The sequence below is a fragment of the Streptomyces sp. NPDC054765 genome, from assembly GCF_053612065.1.
Map to the genome: position 1 here is coordinate 62,266 of NZ_JBSHBP010000041.1, position 15,670 is coordinate 77,935.

A 15,670-nucleotide genomic window follows, 5' to 3' on the forward strand; every position below is an offset into this window, starting at 1 on the left:
CACGCCGATGGCATGACCATCCCCGGATGGCTCAGCCGGCCCCGGGTGGCTCAGCCGACGCCGGCGTGCGGGAGCCTGCGAGTGAGAGTGCTTTCGAGGGGAACGCAACACGGTGGATTGCGGCGAGGACCAGTGACCCCGGGGGCGTCTTCCAGCAGCCGCCGGAGCGCAAGGACAACCGACCGGGAAATCCTCAACTTCCTGCCTTTGCCATCTCGTTCCACGCAAGCACAGCAGGGCTTCTCATCGGGGCATCCGTGAGCCGAACCGGTGACAGCTCGCCCCGAAGGCTGACGCACCCCGTGCCCGAATATCTCGCATCGGTCAATTCCCAAATACCTCTCGATCAGGGCCAGTTGTCACCCGAGACCGGCATCCGGTCGCCCGCGGCACACCCATCACCGTGTGTAATCAGGGCTGTGATCATGAGTGACTCCTGACCGCCCACGCGGACCGTCACCCGAAGGACGTCTCACCCGAATTGCGGAATCCGTACACCCGACGGGCTGAGCCGAAAGGCAGGCTCACGTTTCTCATGAGAGAGCGGGGCCGAGCCGTACTTCACCTCAGGTGGTGCTGTCCCGGAGCGCCTTTTCGACGATGGCCGCCAACCGCGCATGGTGTGCCCCGCGCCAATAGACGCGCCCGCAGGCGGTGCATTGCGCGAAGACGTCATATGTGCGCTGGGTCCCGTGCTCAAGGTGCTCCCGGACCGAGTTCTTGTCAGCGTCCGCCAGCCGGCCATTGCAAGCGGTGCAGCGCGTCCACGGGGCGAGTGTGGGGGCGAAGCGGCCCAGTACGTCCCGGAATTGGTCATCGGGCCGGTCACTGTAGACAAATGCGCCCGCCCAGATCTCCCGACGGCGCAGCAGCCCCCGGTCCCGGGAGAGCAGTACCCGTTGCTCCTTGGCTGAAAGGGCGGCCAGCGCGGCGTCGCCGGGATCCTCGTTCGTGTACGCCGCGTCGACACCGAGCAGCCGCAGCCTGCGCGCCAGAGTGCCGAGGTGCACGTCGAGCAGGAACCTCAGGGGCGCGCCGGTGATCCGCTGCGGACGGTCGATGGCGTGTACCTCGATGGTCTCGCCCGGTCCCGGGACATGGGAGACGGGAACCTCGGCACCGTCCACGACCAGGCGCCCGACCTCGGTGAGCGGAACGCCGAGCGACTCGACGACATGGCCGAGCGTTGATGAACCGTCGGTCACCACGGGCGCGGGGGCGGTGGTGGTGTGCTCCGACGCGACGAAAAGGTGCAGCTCGGGAGCGAAGCTGACGTGGATCTCGGGTCCGTTCACGCCGGACAGCATGCCATCGGGCAGGCCGGGCCGATCAGCGGCTGCGGCTGCGGCTGCGGCTGCGGCTGCGGCTGCGGCTGCGGCTGCGGCTGCGGCTGCGGCTGCGGCTGCGGCGGATCTGGCTGCACGGGCCGTAGCGAATCGCGTGCCGGACCGTTCACAGTGGAGCGGGCTCCGCTCCACCGCCGCCCCCAGCCTCACCCCTCCCCCGCGGATTGGGGCGTTGACCGCCTCTCACGAGAGAGACGGGGAAGGCGACTTGGTCACCGCCCCGGATGTGATGACATGACGGTCCCGGTGGTGCCATCGTGGGCCCCGTTGCCTCGGCAGCCCCATCCTGTGCAAAGGTGGGCGGATGAAGACGATCGGGTTGCTCGGGGGCATGAGCTGGGAGTCCACGGCGGAGTACTACCGGCTGCTGAACCACCTGACGCGCGAGCAGCTGGGCGGCCTGCACTCCTCGAAGTGTGTGCTCTACTCCGTGGACTTCGCGGAGATCGAACGGCTGCAGGCCGAAGGTCGCTGGGAGCAGGCCGCCGAGGTACTCGCCGAGGCCGCGAAGGCGCTGGAGGCAGCCGGCGCGGACATGTTGCTGCTCTGCACCAACACCATGCACAAGGTCGCCGACGAGGTAGCCGCCACCGTCAGCGTCCCGCTGCTGCATCTCGCCGACACCACAGCGGACGCCGTACGCGCCAGCGGCCTGCACCGCATCGGGCTGCTGGGCACCGCCTTCACCATGGAGCAGGACTTCTACCGCGGCCGGCTCGAACGCCACGGGCTGGACGTGCTCGTCCCGGACGCGACGGGGCGGAGCACCGTCCATCGCGTGATCTACGAGGAACTGTGCCGCGGCATCGTCCGCGAGGAATCCCGTCAGGCGTACCTGGCCGTCATCAGCGACCTCGTCGCCGCCGGAGCCGAGGGCATCGTGCTGGGCTGCACCGAGATCGAGCTGCTCATCGAGCCGGAGCACAGCCCGGTCCCCGTCTTTCCGACCACCCGGCTGCATGCCGAAGCCGCCGTCACACGCGCTCTCGCCGACGCCACGTAACCCGTAACCCGTACCCCGTACAACCGTCGGACCTCTTGAGTGACGGGCCCGCGCGAGCCGCTACTCGACAGGCTCGGCTACCAGCGCGGTGGCCACCGCGTGGAAGCCGAGCCGGGCATAGATCCGGGCGACATCGTCGTCGCCGGCGGACAGGAAGAGCGTCTCGACGCCTCTCGATCGCGCGTCGGCCACCAGCGCCGCGGTGACCGCGAGCCCCAGTCCACGACGGCGTGCGCTCGGCAGAGTTCCCACGCCGACGATCTCACTGACCTTCCCGACCGGCTGGTGCTGACCGGCGCACAGCGCCGTGCCGTCCTCCACCGCGGCGGCCACGTATGACAGACCGGCCCGGATGCGTGCGGCCGAGCGTTCCACCGTTCCGTCACGGGCACGGCCCCGCACCGCCTCGTCCAGCTCCGTCACTCCAGCCACACCGACACCAGTGCCGGGATCGGCGAAGGCCAGGTGCGGGACGGCCAGCGCGCTGGGCAGCACGGGATCGTCCGGACCGACTGTCCGCACGACCACACCGTCGGGCACCTTGAGCGCCTCGGGCACCTCTGGGGTCAGGTCGTCCGGGCCCAGCGCCATCAACGGGTAAGCGTGCACCGCAAGCCCCGCCGCTTCGACCGCGGCCTTCAGCGCGGGCGCGGTCTCGGCAACCCACTCGAAGCTCTCCGGTACGCCCAATTCCCGCTGCCGGTCTCGGACCCGGCTCACCTCGGCAGCACGTGCCTCTCCGCACCGCCTCAAGGCCGGGCGCGCGTAGAAGGGCCATCCCTGCCCCTCCCGGACGAACAGTGTCAACGCCCCGAAGTCCTCGACCCGGGCACCGGAGCGGGGGACAGCGTCGTAGTACCGCTCAATCCGGTCAAGCAGTTCACGACGATCGCCAAGATCTACAGAAGTCACACCGCGCATCCAAGCAGCAGACCGTAAACCGCTGCCACCGCATTGACCCACCGCATCAACCACCTCCTTCCCCGTCGGTTCGACCCATCACACTCCCCCGCGGCATACGGCCCGGTCATCGGCAGGCCGTGAAGGCGTACGGACAGATTCCTGCCGACTGCCCGGCGGCGGCATCCCTGACCAGGGCCCAAGGAGAGGGAGCGCATCGGGCCACCCGGGTTGAGGACTAGGCGACTGCCAATTCCCCCATTGTCACGGGTTCTTGGGTGATGCCGAGGTTTGAACTCGTGGCAGGTACGCTGACGTGGTGTCGCGTACCGAGTTAGAACGACTGGCCAGGATCCGGATGCAGGTCACCGGTGAGACACTCGAACGCGCCATGGCCGTGCTCAACGGCCAGACCATGGGGCCCGGAACGCAATCCGAGTCCCATACCAAGCCCGGACCTGCCGAGAACGGTGAGACCATCACGGCCGCAGAAGCGGACAGCGAAGGCGTTGGGGACAGCGGGGGCAACGGGGACAGCGGGGGCAATCAGAGCGCCGCACCTCACGACGGGCGGCGCATGCCTCAAAAACGCAATCATCTACGTGGTCTCTGACCATCGTGCAGCCACAGGGATCGGCGGAGTCGACGGGTGAGAGCCGTCGGATGAACCGAGTTGCCCGCCTGTGACCACTGCTCACCGATGATCGATCATGACTCTGCCCGAATTGGCACCCAGGGCAAGCCGCTATCGACACAGCGTGAGTGCGACCGAACGCGAGAATCCGCCCGACGCGCCCCCGGAAACGGACGTCACGGAGTGAGGGGTCGTGCCAGCAGTGGCGTCCGGAGCATCTGATGCCCACCGCTGGCCAGCATGCGGACCTCGCCCCGGTCACTGATTTCCGCACGTACGATTCCCGACTCGTCCTCGTAGACCGGATACCCACCCGCTCCGGCCCGCTCGGTACGACGGACGATCACCACGTCATCCTCGACCGCAGGGGCTTGAAACACCAGCTCATAGCATTCCGGGTAATCCATCGGGACCTCCCGATACGACTCGGCAGGTGCTCCGGGTGTGCACCCCACCACCGCTGTACACACGCCGCTGCACCTCGACCCTTCCATCGTCACCCACACCCGCCTGACGCGCCTGAGGAGGAAGCGAACCGGTCGCCTCCTTGCTTGGCGGGCGCACCGATTGCCTGGGTGCCGGGTCGAGCCGGAACGGTTCAAGCCTTGACGAGTGGGAGGACGCCACCACCGCGGGGGACCGCCGACCGGGCGGGCTCCGAGGCGCACCCTGGGCAATCGCTCAAGGAATTCCGAATTCCATGACGCAGAGAGGGGCGGTGCTTACTCTGCGGTGCGGGTTGCCCCCGGGCGGTAGCAGGACACCCCGGGTGTCGCCGTTCGCCGCTCGACACCGGGCGCGCCACCACACCCCAGGTGCGGCACCCCATCGGCAGCAACCTCCACGCCAGCCCACCAGCACCAGCACCAGCACTCGACACAGCGTCGCGGGCGCTCCCATGCATCACACCGCTCCCGTCACTACGAGTGGCAGCCGGACTTGCCGGCCGGGCTTGTCAGCAGGAGTTGCGAGCCGGAGTTGCAAGCGGGAGTCGTGACCCCGCTCCCGTGCGCTGTCACAGGAGCGGGGCCGGTCCGAGTAGCGCCAGCAGCTCGGATAGTTACGTGAGCCACGGTACGGGGCACCACTGACAACGACGGGCCCGGCGCAACTCGGCGGTGTGCTCTTGGAGCGCCACCTCGCCCGAGAATGACGAGGTCGCGGTCGCTCACGCATGGGGCAGCGATGTGGGTGCAGACCCCGACACCGGTCACGACAACGGGACGACGGGCTCCAGACCTCACCCGATCGGAGTACCGTCCGCGCTGCCACCGCGGGATCTTCGCCGGCCTGAGACAGAACCCGGACAAGGGCGCGGTCGCGGGCGCGGTCGCGGGCCGCGATACGGCAGGAGCCGACGAGTCACACACTTTGCTGGATCGGCTTGTCGAGCGGCATGTTCTGCTGGTGTATCAATTCGGTGTGGCGAAGGGAGCAAGGGTGGCTGGAAAGCCTCGGTTTTCGCTGGCGACAGTGGTCGTGGACTGCCCGGATGCTCATGTGCTCGCGGAGTTCTATCGGCAACTGCTGGGGTGGGAGGTGAAATTCAGCGAACCGGACTGGGTGCTGCTCAGGTGCCCGGACGCGGGTACCGGGCTTTCGTTCCAAACCGAGCCGGGGTATCAGGCCCCGGTCTGGCCCGAACGCCCCGAGGATCAGCAGAAGATGCTGCATCTCGATATTCGTGTCGATGATCTGGACGAGGCCGAGGCGTATGCGGTCGCAGCGGGTGCCACGCGCACCGCATTCCAGCCACTGGACGAAGTTCGGGTGCTCCTTGATCCTGCCGGGCACCCGTTCTGTCTCTTTCTCCACTGACGGGTGAGGCAAACGGGCTGCCGGCGCTACGGGCCTGGTTCCGGCGACCGGGCTTCCTCCGCGCCCATGAGTGACCATGGACGACCGCGGAGCGTGTGGGAATGGACACATGCAGGCAGTATCGGCCTTGTGACGGGCCGACTGTCTTTGCTGGTCAAGAAGTTGAGGCGCTGTACGGACATCGGTCGGGGCACCCGCTGGGGGCGCAGGGACAGCGCGTGCGGGACCGCGTTGTCAGTGTCTGCCCCTAGCATGGGTCATATGTCCCCAACTCCTTCTGCCCCTACGGGTACGCCCGTCCCTGCTTCCGAGGCGAACGAATCGATCCGGCGATTTGTACGTGCCCGACGCGGCATGGCGTGGTCGGCTCAGGACATGGCGGAGTATGCGGTGCTGTTGGAGATCTGGACGCTGGCGGTGCGCTCCGAAGTCACGGAGATTGCCGAGGCGGCGTAGGCCGGCGGACGGGTCAACGCAGCGGCGCGCGCGGGGCTTGCTCCTGCCTCCTGCCTCCTGCCTCCTGCCTCCTGCCTCCTGCCTCCTGCCTCCTGCCTCCTGCTGGACAGCGTCAGCCAGAGCCCCTGGTCCCGGGTCGGCTTCCTGCGAACAAGCAGATGCAAAGCATGAGGAATCGCCCACCATGCCGGCGGTTCCGTCCCTGGGGGGCTCGACAACGCTGGAGGGCAGGCGCGGTGTCACGGCGGACGGCGGTATCTGGGCCATCGACCGCGGCCGGGTCACCCAGCAGCTACCGACCCCGTCGGCCGACGGCTCGTCCCGTGGCACGCTGTAAGCAGCGGGCGATGACGCAAGGCAGGAAAACATGAGCACGCCACTTCCCGGCTTCGAAGACTTCGGGGAAACCGCGGGCCCGGGACGGACCACCGGAGAATCCGACAGGTCCGGCGGAGCTGACGGTCCCGACGTGCACAGCGGGCACAACCTGCCCAGCGGACCCGACGGCGTCGGCCCGGTCTCCAGCAGCGCCGCTGCGGGCACAGCTCGTACCGACGGGCTCCTCCGCCCCACTGCAGCGGGCCGGCGTCAGCCCCCCGCCGGCCGCCGGGAAATCGCCCCCGGTGCCCTCCACGTCCCCGGCTGGCTGACCTTGGACCGGCAGCGCGAGCTCGTCACGGCGTGCCGCGGATGGGCACGTGGCCCGGCCCCGATCCGGCACACCAAGCTTCCACGCGGTGGTGTGATGTCCGTCCAGACCGTGTGCATCGGCTGGCACTGGCAGCCGTACGCGTACACCCGCACGGCCGACGACGTGAACGGCGTCCGGGTGGCCGAATTCCCCGGGTGGATGGTCGAGTTGGGCCGTCGCGCGCTGGTCGAGGCGTACCAGGACGCCGCTGCGGGCGACGGTTACACGCCGGACACCGCGTTGATCAATTTCTACGACGGCCAGGCCAAGCTCGGCATGCACCAGGACAAGGAAGAGCGCTCAGGCGCGCCAGTGGTCTCCCTCAGCATCGGCGACACCTGCGTCTTCCGGTTCGGCAACACCGAGACCCGCACCAAGCCGTACACCGATGTCGAGCTGGCCTCCGGCGATCTCTTCGTCTTCGGCGGACCGTCCCGCTTCGCGTATCACGGCGTGCCCAAGGTCAGGCCGGGCACCGGTGACCCGGCGTCCGGCCTGACCAGCGGGCGGCTCAACATCACCATGCGGGTGACCGGCCTGGACGGATAACTGCCGCGCCGCGAGGCAGACTGGACTCATGTGCCGCAGCATCAAGACTCTCCGTCCGCCCACCGCCCCCGAGGTCACCGACGAGGACATCAGGGCCGCGGCCTTGCAGTACGTGCGCAAGGTCTCCGGTTTCCGCGCCCCGGCCGCACACAACCGCGAGGTGTTCGACCAGGCCGTGGACGCCGTGGCGGCCGCCACTCAGGAACTCCTCGACGGCCTGCAGATCCGCGGCTCCGCCGCCCGTCAGCACTCACACCCCTGACACAGCCGCGACAGCGTCGCGGCACGGGTCAACCCCGGAGCACCGACCGATCCGGCCGATCCGGCCGCCCCTCCCCCGCCGCCCCCGTTCCCGGGCACGGTCCGGCCGACCAGGCGCGCCGCCCAGGGGGCACACAGCCAACCGTTAAGTGGTCACTCGGACACTGAACGTGCACAGAACAGCCCAGTGATGGTGGGCGGGCACCGCGTACCGAAGCCCCGCTTCCGCGGCCTCTCCCTCATTCCATCCCCTCTTCCCTCTTCCTTTCCTACCGGTCGCCCGCCGGCCCCCGCCAGTCCGCATGCCGAATCCGGGAGATTTCCCGTACGCCGCTGACCGTGCCCCATTCGTCCTTCCCCAGCCGCGACAGGGGCTTCAGCCTGGCGATCTCGGGGTGCCCGTCAACCAGCACATGCTCCGCTACCGCCGCATGGACCACACGCCCGAACACAACGGTCGAATCCCCGATCCCCAGCGTGCTGTGTACTTCGCACTCCAACGCCACCGGCGAAGCCGCCACCCGCAGAGGCTTGACCCGCAGACTCGGCTCGGAGGCGATCCCGGCCGCCTCGAATTCACTCACCCCGTGCGGGAAGTCGGTGCCCGTGTCATTGATCTGCTCAAAGAGCTCCTCCGGTGCGAAGTTGACCACGAACTGCCCAGTTGCCTCGATGTTGTGCAAGGTGTCCTTGCGCCCCACGGAGCTGAACTGCACTACGGGCGGGGCGACACTGGCGATCGTGAAGAAGGAGTGCGGGGCCAGGTTGGCGACTCCGTCCTGGGACATGGTGGACACCCAGGCGATGGGCCGCGGCACGACGGTGGCCGTCAGCAGCCGGTAGAAGTCGTTGCGGGACATGGCCGCGGGATCAAAGTCGGTACGCATGGTGATCAGTATCCACACGGGCGGCCGCGGATCCCACTACGGAATCACGGCACCACCCAGCCCGCGAGTTCAGCGGAAAGTGCCCGGTACCGGGAGCCGCCGAGCACCAGGAACCGACACCGCGCCCTCAGCAGCACCCACCATCCGCGAGGAGTTCGAGGTTCCCGCCCATGCGCGCGGCGGTCAAGTAACCCTCAACCTCTACGACCACTTGGCCGCCTACGCCCCCAAACGACCTGGCGCCTACACGCGCATCTCCTCCGACCGCTTCGGCCTCGAAGCCGGCGTCGACCGCCGGCTCGAAGACGCAGAAGACACCCGGGCACGACCAAAGGTGCCATCGGCGCCGCGGGCGCACGGAGGAACTGGATGAGTTCACCCGGGCAGGGAAGAGGCTACTGTCCCAGGCCGCCTGCGCCGACCGCCTGGCCACGGCCACAGACTCCTACCGCCTCGCCAGTAGCCGACAACGGTCCGGAACTGGACAGTGCTGGTGGCGATCGCGGAGTAGTCCATCCGGCCCGCACAGCTCTGTCGCGCCCACATCAGCGTGCCGACGGCGTAGGCGGCGTTCACGTTGGCGGGCACGGTGTTCAACCCTGCATCGATCATGCGCTGCGCTGAATGGCATCCGGTGCCACACCCTGGGCAAGCCGTCTATCGGATGTCCGGCGGCGGGATTTCCATAACCAACGACAGTCCAGAATGGTCGTACCGGTGACAGTCACCGGCAGGACTGCCCGTCGGAGCGCAACACATCGTTGTGCAGCCGGAAGGGTTGCACAAAGGATTACACAAAGGGTGCGTTGCGCATCTGGGATTGCGATGCAAGTCGTCGAGGGGAATACTGAATACCCTGGGCAGGGAAGGCCCGGAAGCGCGCTGCGTGTGACCAAATGTGCCTCACGCAGCGTTTCCCTTGCTCAGACACCCGGAACGTCGGGGGACTCCGCAGACTCAATGAGCTGTTGACGAGCACGGGTTCAGGGTGCACGAGCGCAAGGTGATGAAACGCCTGCGCCGATGGCGATCTTCTCATCGAAGTCAGCGAGTCAGGACTCGGCATCGGATTACACCCCGATACGGATGGCACGAAGGGGAATTGACACGAACGGCAGCCCCGGTCTCGCAGCCCAGGTCTCACAGCCCTGGTCTCATAGCACCCTCAAGGCCGGCCCTCACGAGTGGGGACCAGCCTCGAAGTTGACCCGCGGGGTCGCTAGAAGCGGCCTCCGCGACCGAAACCACGGCCTCGACCGAAGTCGCGTCCACGGCCACGTCCGCGTCCGCGTCCGCGGTCTCGCCCATAGCCGCCTCCACGGCCACGACCGTACCCACGTCCACCGTGGTCGTCACCACCGTCGCCATGCCTGCGGGGGAATACGTTTCGGAAGCTCATCGTGCCTCCTCGGATCTCTGATGGTCATCCAGCTGTCCAGCTGAACCACTTCCCACGCTACGCCGCGACACGAGCCGAAATCAAACGGGAAAGGATTGAAAGGTAAGGCAAATTCGCCGTTTTCGTGTACTCAACGTGGCCACTGGTTGCTCTCTGGATTCCAGCTTTTCCCGCCCTGACCAATCGGATTCAGGCGTCGCGATCTCATCGCACCATCCGCACTCTGGTGTCCCGAACCCGCGGTGCAGCTATCGAGGCCAATACCTCATTCCCATCGCATCAGTGAGTAATGGTCAGGTGAGGCCGTCGGCACATTCGATGTGCGCGATCCGTGTCACTTACTTCGCCACCGCTATCAACTACTTCGCCACCACTGTCAACCGAGGACTGCTGCAAGCTCCTCGCACCGCCCGGGTCTCCCTCCGGGCCGGACTGACCGGCCTGCGTTCGGTGGAGAAGCGTCTCGATCTGGATGACGTGGTGGACGGCCTGCTGCGCGACGTCCAGATCATGTACCCCGGAGAGACCGGCGGGGAGGGGGAGGCCGATGCGGACGGCCCGGACGGCGGCGTGCCCAGCTCCGCGCCGAGGGCCACGAGATCCGCGACGACGACGTCGCCCGCTTGTCCCCGCTCAAGCACCGGAACTTGAACGTGCTGGGCCGCTACAGCTTCACGGCCTCCACCCCGGCGGCCGGTACGCTGCGGCCCCTGCGCGACCCGGACGCGGTCGAGCTGGACGATGACGACGGCCAGGAGGAGTGACCGGAGGTCCTACGGGGCACTCACCACCGCGCTCGACCAGACAGGATGTCAGCCAGCTGTGACCAGCGGCGTGTCGTACTGCTGGCGGCCCGGAACTGGGCACAGGTGTCAGGTGCCGGACCTGAACGCGCCAAGAGGCCACACGACGTCGACGGCCAACCCGGCCAGGCGGGCCGCGGCCACGGTGTCTGCCGTACCGCCGCCACGACCTGTGGGGGCGCTGCCGTCCCACACGGCGACGAGGCGGTCCGCCTCCTGGAGAAGCCGGCGATTCGCCGCTGCGTAGGCGGCGTGGCCCGCGTGCTCGTACGGCAGGACCACCACTTCGGCGGCGGCGGCGCGCAGAGCGTCGAACTCGGCGAGGTCTGCGGGGCGGACCACCGCTTCCCGGTAGTCCCGGGACGGGATGATCGCCGACAGTCGGCCTCCGAGCGAGAGGATCTCCTCGGCGAAGAGCGTGTCGGCACCACGGGCCAAGCACGAGCGCCCCACCAGCGCGTCGTCACGCAGGTCGGCCAGTAGCTCACGGAGGTCTGTGCGGATCCGACCGACTGCCTCGTCGGCCAGGTCCATGTGACCGGTGACGGCGATGGTGACCATGTGACAACCCGCTTCCGGCCGAGGCGATTTGCCCTTCACCCTAACCCGCTCCGGTGGCGGGGAGAGTAGGTGGTAGCGGGTGCCGCCGCCGTCACAGCGCGACGGCGGCGAAGCCCAGAAGGTAGGCCACGGCAAAGAGGAGAGGGATCCAGCGTTCGACACGATTGAGCGGGAGATAGACGCGCCAGTCCCGCCCCTCGCCGAGGGCGCGCCATTCGGCGGCCACGAAGGCTCGGGCCGGCAGGCGCTCCTCGAACGCTCCGATCACCTCGAACTTGCCTTTGTTCAACTGCTGGTAGGAACGGACGGTGATCCACCAGGTGGCGCACATGCCCAGCAGGACCAGCAGGGCCGCAAGCGCGAGTGCGACCGGAGTCCCGCGGTGGTGCTCCTGGGACAGCCAGGTGCTGAGGAAGACGAGGAGAGTGCTGTGGAGGGTCAGGAAGAAGGTGTTGGCGAGGTTGCGCCGGGCGCTGACCCGGTCGGCCATCTCCACGCACAGCTTGTACTGCTCGAAGACCGCGGCGTGATACATCGCGGCCGGGTCGCGGAAGTTCTCCGCGTCGATGTCCTCGTTCCACAACGAGTCACTGATGCCGGCCATGTTGGCATTTCCCCCGTAGTTCGTCACCGTGCGCTCGTACAGGCCAGGGCCGCGACCGGCGGGCGACGGCCACGAGGCGCCCGCGCCGCCGCGTTCACAGCGGTGCGCGCCCCGTTCCCTCACACCGCGTTCTGGGCATGCTTGTGGGTCTGCCACGCGGTGACGCGCCTGACGATGAGGACGAGGAGCAGGCCGGCCGCCACGTAGAGCGCCATAAGCAGGGTGGACACGTTCGCGTTGGACAGCACGTCCTGCTCGCTGTCGAACTTCGAGGACATACGCCATTGGATCGGCTTGACGACGAAGGTGGCGACCACGAACAGCGCCCACCAGGTGTTGATCAGGGTGACGGGGACGGGCCGCCGGGGGGCACTGGCCCGCCAGATGTCCGACACGACCTGGTACGGGATCCACAGGTTGGCCACGGGGGCGGTCCAGGCGCCCACCACCCAGCCCCGGGCCCGGCGGTGCGCAGCGGCACCGCTCATCAGCTCGGAGTTGATCCGGGCCCGCCACAGCCAGACGAGCACCGCGATGCCGGCCGCGATCCATACCAGCATGGACGGCCAGAATGACCCCAGCGTCGCGAGGGCATCGTTGTCGGCGGCCTCCAGGTCCGCGGCCGTCGCCATCCCGGCCAGGTAGTCGTGGGCGAGGAAGTACAGGCGCCAGTTGCCCACCAGGACCAACACCTCATGCACGAGCGCCAAGGAGATCAGTATCGTCGCGGTCGTGGCCGCGCCGGTCACCGTCCTGGGCCGCTCCGCAGCGACCGGATTCGCGTTCGTCGGCATGCCTTGCTCTGAACCGTCCATGATCCTCCCCCGAAGATCGTCGACCCGCCGCGCAGTACGTGGGGTCGGCAGGCTATAGGCCGCTGCCCTGTTGTGTCCCCGGTTTCACGGGATGTCATGCGGGACGGTCGTAACGGAATGGCCCTAACCGAGGCCGAAGAGTTGCAGCGCCCGGCCCGCGAGCCAGAGCAGCAGGGCCAGGACCGTGACCAACGCGAACCCTTTCCATAACGACGTCTGCGTGGCGAAGGTGGCCCGCCAGGCCATCGTCCGTTTGCGGACCCCGACGGACGCCAGGGCGTCCTTGATGGTGCGGGCCAGGTGGTGCGTGGGCGTGAACCAGGCCATCGGCCCCAGACCGGCCTTCACGGCGCGGGCCGCGCGGCGCACGAGCGCGCCCCGCGGGAGCTTGGCACGGGGCACGGGCCCCACCGGGTGCACCTGAGGTTTCCACTCGGGGTCGAAGGTGATGACGGCGCCGGTCCAGGGATCGTCTCCAGCCAGCTCGGCCAGCCGGGACGGAGCCGTCAGGTGCTCGTCCAGCCGTTCGGCCACTTCCGGCACCCCGCCCGGCGCCAGCAGGACGAGCTTGCGCGCGGGCTGGGTGGCGCGGGCCTGCTGGACCTCCCACCACAGCCCCCCGCCCGAACCCAGGCGCAGCACGATGAGTTGGGACAGCTCCATCAGCCGCAGCACCGTCGGCTGCCAGTCGTCGAGCGGCAGGTAGAACCGCGCCGCGCCCAGCCGCGGCAGCGGCTCTCCGGGTCTGCCCACCGCGATCACGGGTCCCACGGCGCCCAACGCCCCCGTGAACTGCTCCTCCCGCGAGTGGACGCTGACGAACGCCGCCGAGTCGTCGACCTGGGCCGCGGTGTCGTCGTCGGCGAAGCTGCGCAGATAGAGCACGGGTTGGCGGCCGTCGGCCAGCAGGGCCTGGGCCGCGCCGCGCGCCGAGCGCGGGCGGGTGTAGCGCAGGCTCAGGACCCCGGCCCCCACGGCGGCCAGGCCGCCGACCAGTAACCCCACCATGGTCATCGGTGGCATGGTGTAGCCCCGCCGCTGCGCCGTGCCCACAGCGATGGCGCCCGCCGCGAACAGCACGTATCCGGCGCCACTGGCCAGCAGAAACACCGGACGCCGCCACCACGGCTGACGCGGGGCGAACCAGCTGACCACGCTGATGATCTCCGCGGCGCCCGACCTGCGCCGCCGCCGCAGCCACAACGCCGGCCCGAGCAGCAGCGCGGCGGGCACTGTCCAGTACAGCGCGGTCGCGCGCGACGAGCCGAGTTTCCGGTCGAGTCGTGCGCGGTCCCGTTCGACATCCGCCGCCAGCCCGGCGACCCGCTCGCGGGCGAGGGAGACCTGGCCCTTCTTGACGTCACCGGTGGTGGAGGAGACCGCGGAGCGGCTCGCTCCCGACGGGGCGTTCTCCTTGAACCACGTGTCGCCCGCGCGGATCTCGGCGCGCGCGGACACGTCTCCAGCGGCATAGCGGTCCAGCGCGGCGGTGAACGCGGCGGCCCGTGCCGGGGTGTCGCGGAAGCGGTCGCAGGCCCGCAGGTCCATGCCCGCGGTGATCGCCAGGTGCAGCGCGACATAGGCCGTGACGATCGCGGCCGCCGTGATCAGCCGGGCCAACGCCCGTAAGCCCGAGGACACCTCGGCCCACCCCCGTCTCGCCGGCACCGCCACCCGGCGCGGACCGCGTCCCGTATTACCACCTCGCCCCACGGACTGTCAGCCCCGACTTCTGTGACGCTGGGTGAATCTCATAAATGTCCACATGAGAAGCCGCCGCCACACCCCCCGACAGTGTCTGGTGTATCCGGCCTCCTGGTTCTCCATTGGCTTCTTGGAATGCTCTCTTGGAACCTCCTTGCACCGGTAGCTTTCGAGGCACGACCAAGCGCCCAAGCAGCCGGTGGCGGTGCCGTTCCGACCGCAACGGGATCGGGACAGCAGCCTTGGGACAGGTCAGACGGTGTAGGCGGTCCAGCCGATCACTTCATCGGTGTGCTTGCCGTCGCTGGTGCCGACGCCGGCGGCGTAGAGTTCGTTGAGGCGGATGAGGAACCCGGTGGGTGACACATCGTGCAGGCGCACGCCCGGCGTCTCGGGGCCGTTGAAGGTCTGCACGGTGGTCTGCACAATGACGTCCGCACCGGCGGGGAACGGGGCGGGGAAGCTGACCCGGGTGAAGGTGCCGGTCTGGCCGCCCGTGGTCTCAGTGGCGTTGGTCGAGTTCAGGGTCAGCTTGCCGGACTGGGTCATGCTCATCGTCGGTCTCCCTCAGGTGACGGTCGCCATTCGGAAGGTGCCGCGATGCCTTCCCCTGCGGCTCCCCGGCCATCCTGTCCACCAGGAGATCCAGACCCACGTCTGTCCGGGCCCGTGACGAGATCCCGCCCCTCCACCCATCCGGTCCTGCAATAGCGCCAGGATTCAATGGATGGATGATGGATGGATGGATATCTCCCTATCGATCCAGTCCTGATGGACATTCAGCTCCTTCTCCAGTCCGGGCATCACCGGCCGGGCACACCACCTGCGCCACAGCAACAACACAACTCCCCTGGAGAATGGCGCATTTGGGGTCACCCGTACGTGGGGTGCATGGCCGATACTTCCGCACGGCTGAGAGCCGCAGTCGCCCCGGACACCTGCCGGCATGACCCCTCGGACACGGCCGAGTGCCTCATCATGGGCTGCCCGCTTTGTCGCGGTGGGGGATGCTGGTGTTCGTCAAGCGGCCGACACGGTCCGCTGGTCGGGTTCGGAATAGGCACCCAGGGGGCGGATCAGGGCGTTGTGGGCGAGCTGTTCGGTGATGTGGGCGGTCCAGCCGGTGATGCGGCTCATCACGAAGTGAGGTTCCCCCGCTGTGCGAGAGGTGCTGATCAGCTGGTCAGGAGGGGTTGACGGGGTTTCAGGTTCGCCCGTTCGGCCGTTGCCTGCTCGGCG

General features: G+C 68.3%; 16 protein-coding genes and 2 pseudogenes. 8 read left to right on the plus strand and 10 right to left on the minus strand.

The genetic code is table 11. The annotated features are described in order from the left end of the window. Nucleotides 1–566: 566 nt before the first annotated feature. Nucleotides 567–1,295, minus strand: coding sequence for a Mut7-C RNAse domain-containing protein (locus ACWGJY_RS24440; RefSeq protein ID WP_453262968.1), 729 nt, complete (start codon nucleotides 1,293–1,295; stop codon nucleotides 567–569). Nucleotides 1,296–1,650: 355 nt separating this feature from the next. Here ACWGJY_RS24440 and ACWGJY_RS24445 point away from each other — a divergent pair, with 355 nt between their 5' ends. Continuing rightward, nucleotides 1,651–2,349, plus strand: a complete 699-nt coding sequence (locus ACWGJY_RS24445; RefSeq protein WP_453262969.1) for an aspartate/glutamate racemase family protein — start codon at nucleotides 1,651–1,653, stop codon at nucleotides 2,347–2,349. 60 nt (nucleotides 2,350–2,409) lie between these two features. Here the strand turns inward: ACWGJY_RS24445 and ACWGJY_RS24450 are convergent, their stop codons facing one another. After that, a complete protein-coding gene (locus ACWGJY_RS24450) occupies nucleotides 2,410–3,069 on the minus strand; it encodes a GNAT family N-acetyltransferase (protein WP_453262970.1) in 660 nt (219 codons plus the stop codon). A 499-nt stretch (nucleotides 3,070–3,568) separates the two neighbouring features. Here ACWGJY_RS24450 and ACWGJY_RS24455 point away from each other — a divergent pair, with 499 nt between their 5' ends. Continuing rightward, complete coding sequence (locus ACWGJY_RS24455; RefSeq protein ID WP_453262971.1) at nucleotides 3,569–3,862, plus strand: hypothetical protein; 294 nt, start codon at nucleotides 3,569–3,571, stop codon at nucleotides 3,860–3,862. A gap of 197 nt (nucleotides 3,863–4,059) precedes the next feature. On the opposite strand, the gene ACWGJY_RS24460 is transcribed toward ACWGJY_RS24455, so the two are convergent. Further along, entirely contained in the window at nucleotides 4,060–4,290 is a 231-nt protein-coding gene (locus tag ACWGJY_RS24460) for a DUF6296 family protein (RefSeq protein WP_030983041.1), read from the minus strand. Nucleotides 4,291–5,068: 778 nt separating this feature from the next. Here ACWGJY_RS24460 and ACWGJY_RS24465 point away from each other — a divergent pair. From ACWGJY_RS24465 to ACWGJY_RS24480, 4 genes are all read left to right on the plus strand, one after another. Continuing rightward, nucleotides 5,069–5,701, plus strand: a complete 633-nt coding sequence (locus ACWGJY_RS24465) for a VOC family protein (RefSeq protein WP_453262972.1) — start codon at nucleotides 5,069–5,071, stop codon at nucleotides 5,699–5,701. 640 nt (nucleotides 5,702–6,341) lie between these two features. Further along, nucleotides 6,342–6,494 (plus strand): hypothetical protein, encoded by a 153-nt coding sequence (locus ACWGJY_RS24470; RefSeq protein ID WP_453262973.1) that lies wholly within the window; start codon nucleotides 6,342–6,344, stop codon nucleotides 6,492–6,494. Between the two features lie 276 nt (nucleotides 6,495–6,770). Next, nucleotides 6,771–7,397 (plus strand): alpha-ketoglutarate-dependent dioxygenase AlkB family protein, encoded by a 627-nt coding sequence (locus ACWGJY_RS24475; protein ID WP_453262985.1) that lies wholly within the window; start codon nucleotides 6,771–6,773, stop codon nucleotides 7,395–7,397. A gap of 28 nt (nucleotides 7,398–7,425) precedes the next feature. Beyond that, nucleotides 7,426–7,659: a DUF2277 domain-containing protein gene (locus ACWGJY_RS24480; RefSeq protein ID WP_453262974.1), complete on the plus strand. Its 234-nt coding sequence runs from the start codon at nucleotides 7,426–7,428 to the stop codon at nucleotides 7,657–7,659. A gap of 268 nt (nucleotides 7,660–7,927) precedes the next feature. Here ACWGJY_RS24480 and ACWGJY_RS24485 read toward each other — a convergent pair whose 3' ends face one another. Next, the gene (locus ACWGJY_RS24485; protein ID WP_453262975.1) at nucleotides 7,928–8,545 is read right to left on the minus strand and encodes a flavin reductase family protein; all 618 of its coding nucleotides are present in this window, start codon (nucleotides 8,543–8,545) and stop codon (nucleotides 7,928–7,930) included. Between the two features lie 1,717 nt (nucleotides 8,546–10,262). Between ACWGJY_RS24485 and ACWGJY_RS24490 the strand changes: the two genes are divergently transcribed. Both ACWGJY_RS24490 and ACWGJY_RS24495 read left to right on the plus strand, forming a co-directional pair. Next, the gene (locus ACWGJY_RS24490; protein WP_453262976.1) at nucleotides 10,263–10,595 is read left to right on the plus strand and encodes a hypothetical protein; all 333 of its coding nucleotides are present in this window, start codon (nucleotides 10,263–10,265) and stop codon (nucleotides 10,593–10,595) included. Further along, nucleotides 10,517–10,708 (plus strand): annotated as a pseudogene (locus tag ACWGJY_RS24495) (hypothetical protein); the annotation flags it as partial. The gene ACWGJY_RS24490 and the pseudogene ACWGJY_RS24495, both read left to right, overlap by 79 nt. Before the next feature lie 108 nt (nucleotides 10,709–10,816). Here ACWGJY_RS24495 and ACWGJY_RS24500 read toward each other — a convergent pair. The 6 genes and pseudogenes from ACWGJY_RS24500 to ACWGJY_RS24525 all read right to left on the minus strand — a co-directional run. Next, a complete protein-coding gene (locus tag ACWGJY_RS24500; RefSeq protein WP_453262977.1) occupies nucleotides 10,817–11,308 on the minus strand; it encodes a hypothetical protein in 492 nt (163 codons plus the stop codon). Nucleotides 11,309–11,399: 91 nt separating this feature from the next. Continuing rightward, complete coding sequence (locus ACWGJY_RS24505; RefSeq protein WP_453262978.1) at nucleotides 11,400–11,912, minus strand: RipA family octameric membrane protein; 513 nt, start codon at nucleotides 11,910–11,912, stop codon at nucleotides 11,400–11,402. A gap of 119 nt (nucleotides 11,913–12,031) precedes the next feature. Further along, on the minus strand, nucleotides 12,032–12,706 hold the full coding sequence (locus ACWGJY_RS24510) for a DUF4328 domain-containing protein (protein ID WP_453262979.1): 675 nt from the start codon (nucleotides 12,704–12,706) through the stop codon (nucleotides 12,032–12,034). A gap of 144 nt (nucleotides 12,707–12,850) precedes the next feature. Further along, nucleotides 12,851–14,368: a transferase gene (locus tag ACWGJY_RS24515; RefSeq protein WP_453262980.1), complete on the minus strand. Its 1,518-nt coding sequence runs from the start codon at nucleotides 14,366–14,368 to the stop codon at nucleotides 12,851–12,853. Nucleotides 14,369–14,683: 315 nt separating this feature from the next. Beyond that, nucleotides 14,684–14,986: a hypothetical protein gene (locus tag ACWGJY_RS24520; protein ID WP_453262981.1), complete on the minus strand. Its 303-nt coding sequence runs from the start codon at nucleotides 14,984–14,986 to the stop codon at nucleotides 14,684–14,686. Between the two features lie 465 nt (nucleotides 14,987–15,451). Then, nucleotides 15,452–15,580: pseudogene (locus ACWGJY_RS24525) on the minus strand (citrate/2-methylcitrate synthase); the annotation flags it as partial. Nucleotides 15,581–15,670: the final 90 nt, after the last annotated feature.

Bases quoted from the DNA above. Each gene is read 5' to 3' on its own strand.
- ACWGJY_RS24465 (WP_453262972.1), top strand. From the start codon at position 5,069: ATGTGGGTGCAGACCCCGACACCGGTCACGACAACGGGACGACGGGCT.
- ACWGJY_RS24490 (WP_453262976.1), top strand. From the start codon at position 10,263: ATGTGCGCGATCCGTGTCACTTACTTCGCCACCGCTATCAACTACTTC.
- ACWGJY_RS24445 (WP_453262969.1), top strand. From the start codon at position 1,651: ATGAAGACGATCGGGTTGCTCGGGGGCATGAGCTGGGAGTCCACGGCG.
- ACWGJY_RS24480 (WP_453262974.1), top strand. From the start codon at position 7,426: ATGTGCCGCAGCATCAAGACTCTCCGTCCGCCCACCGCCCCCGAGGTC.
- ACWGJY_RS24520 (WP_453262981.1), bottom strand. From the start codon at position 14,986: ATGAGCATGACCCAGTCCGGCAAGCTGACCCTGAACTCGACCAACGCC.
- ACWGJY_RS24500 (WP_453262977.1), bottom strand. From the start codon at position 11,308: ATGGTCACCATCGCCGTCACCGGTCACATGGACCTGGCCGACGAGGCA.
- ACWGJY_RS24485 (WP_453262975.1), bottom strand. From the start codon at position 8,545: ATGCGTACCGACTTTGATCCCGCGGCCATGTCCCGCAACGACTTCTAC.
- ACWGJY_RS24510 (WP_453262979.1), bottom strand. From the start codon at position 12,706: ATGCCGACGAACGCGAATCCGGTCGCTGCGGAGCGGCCCAGGACGGTG.
- ACWGJY_RS24470 (WP_453262973.1), top strand. From the start codon at position 6,342: ATGCCGGCGGTTCCGTCCCTGGGGGGCTCGACAACGCTGGAGGGCAGG.
- ACWGJY_RS24460 (WP_030983041.1), bottom strand. From the start codon at position 4,290: ATGGATTACCCGGAATGCTATGAGCTGGTGTTTCAAGCCCCTGCGGTC.
- ACWGJY_RS24505 (WP_453262978.1), bottom strand. From the start codon at position 11,912: ATGGCCGGCATCAGTGACTCGTTGTGGAACGAGGACATCGACGCGGAG.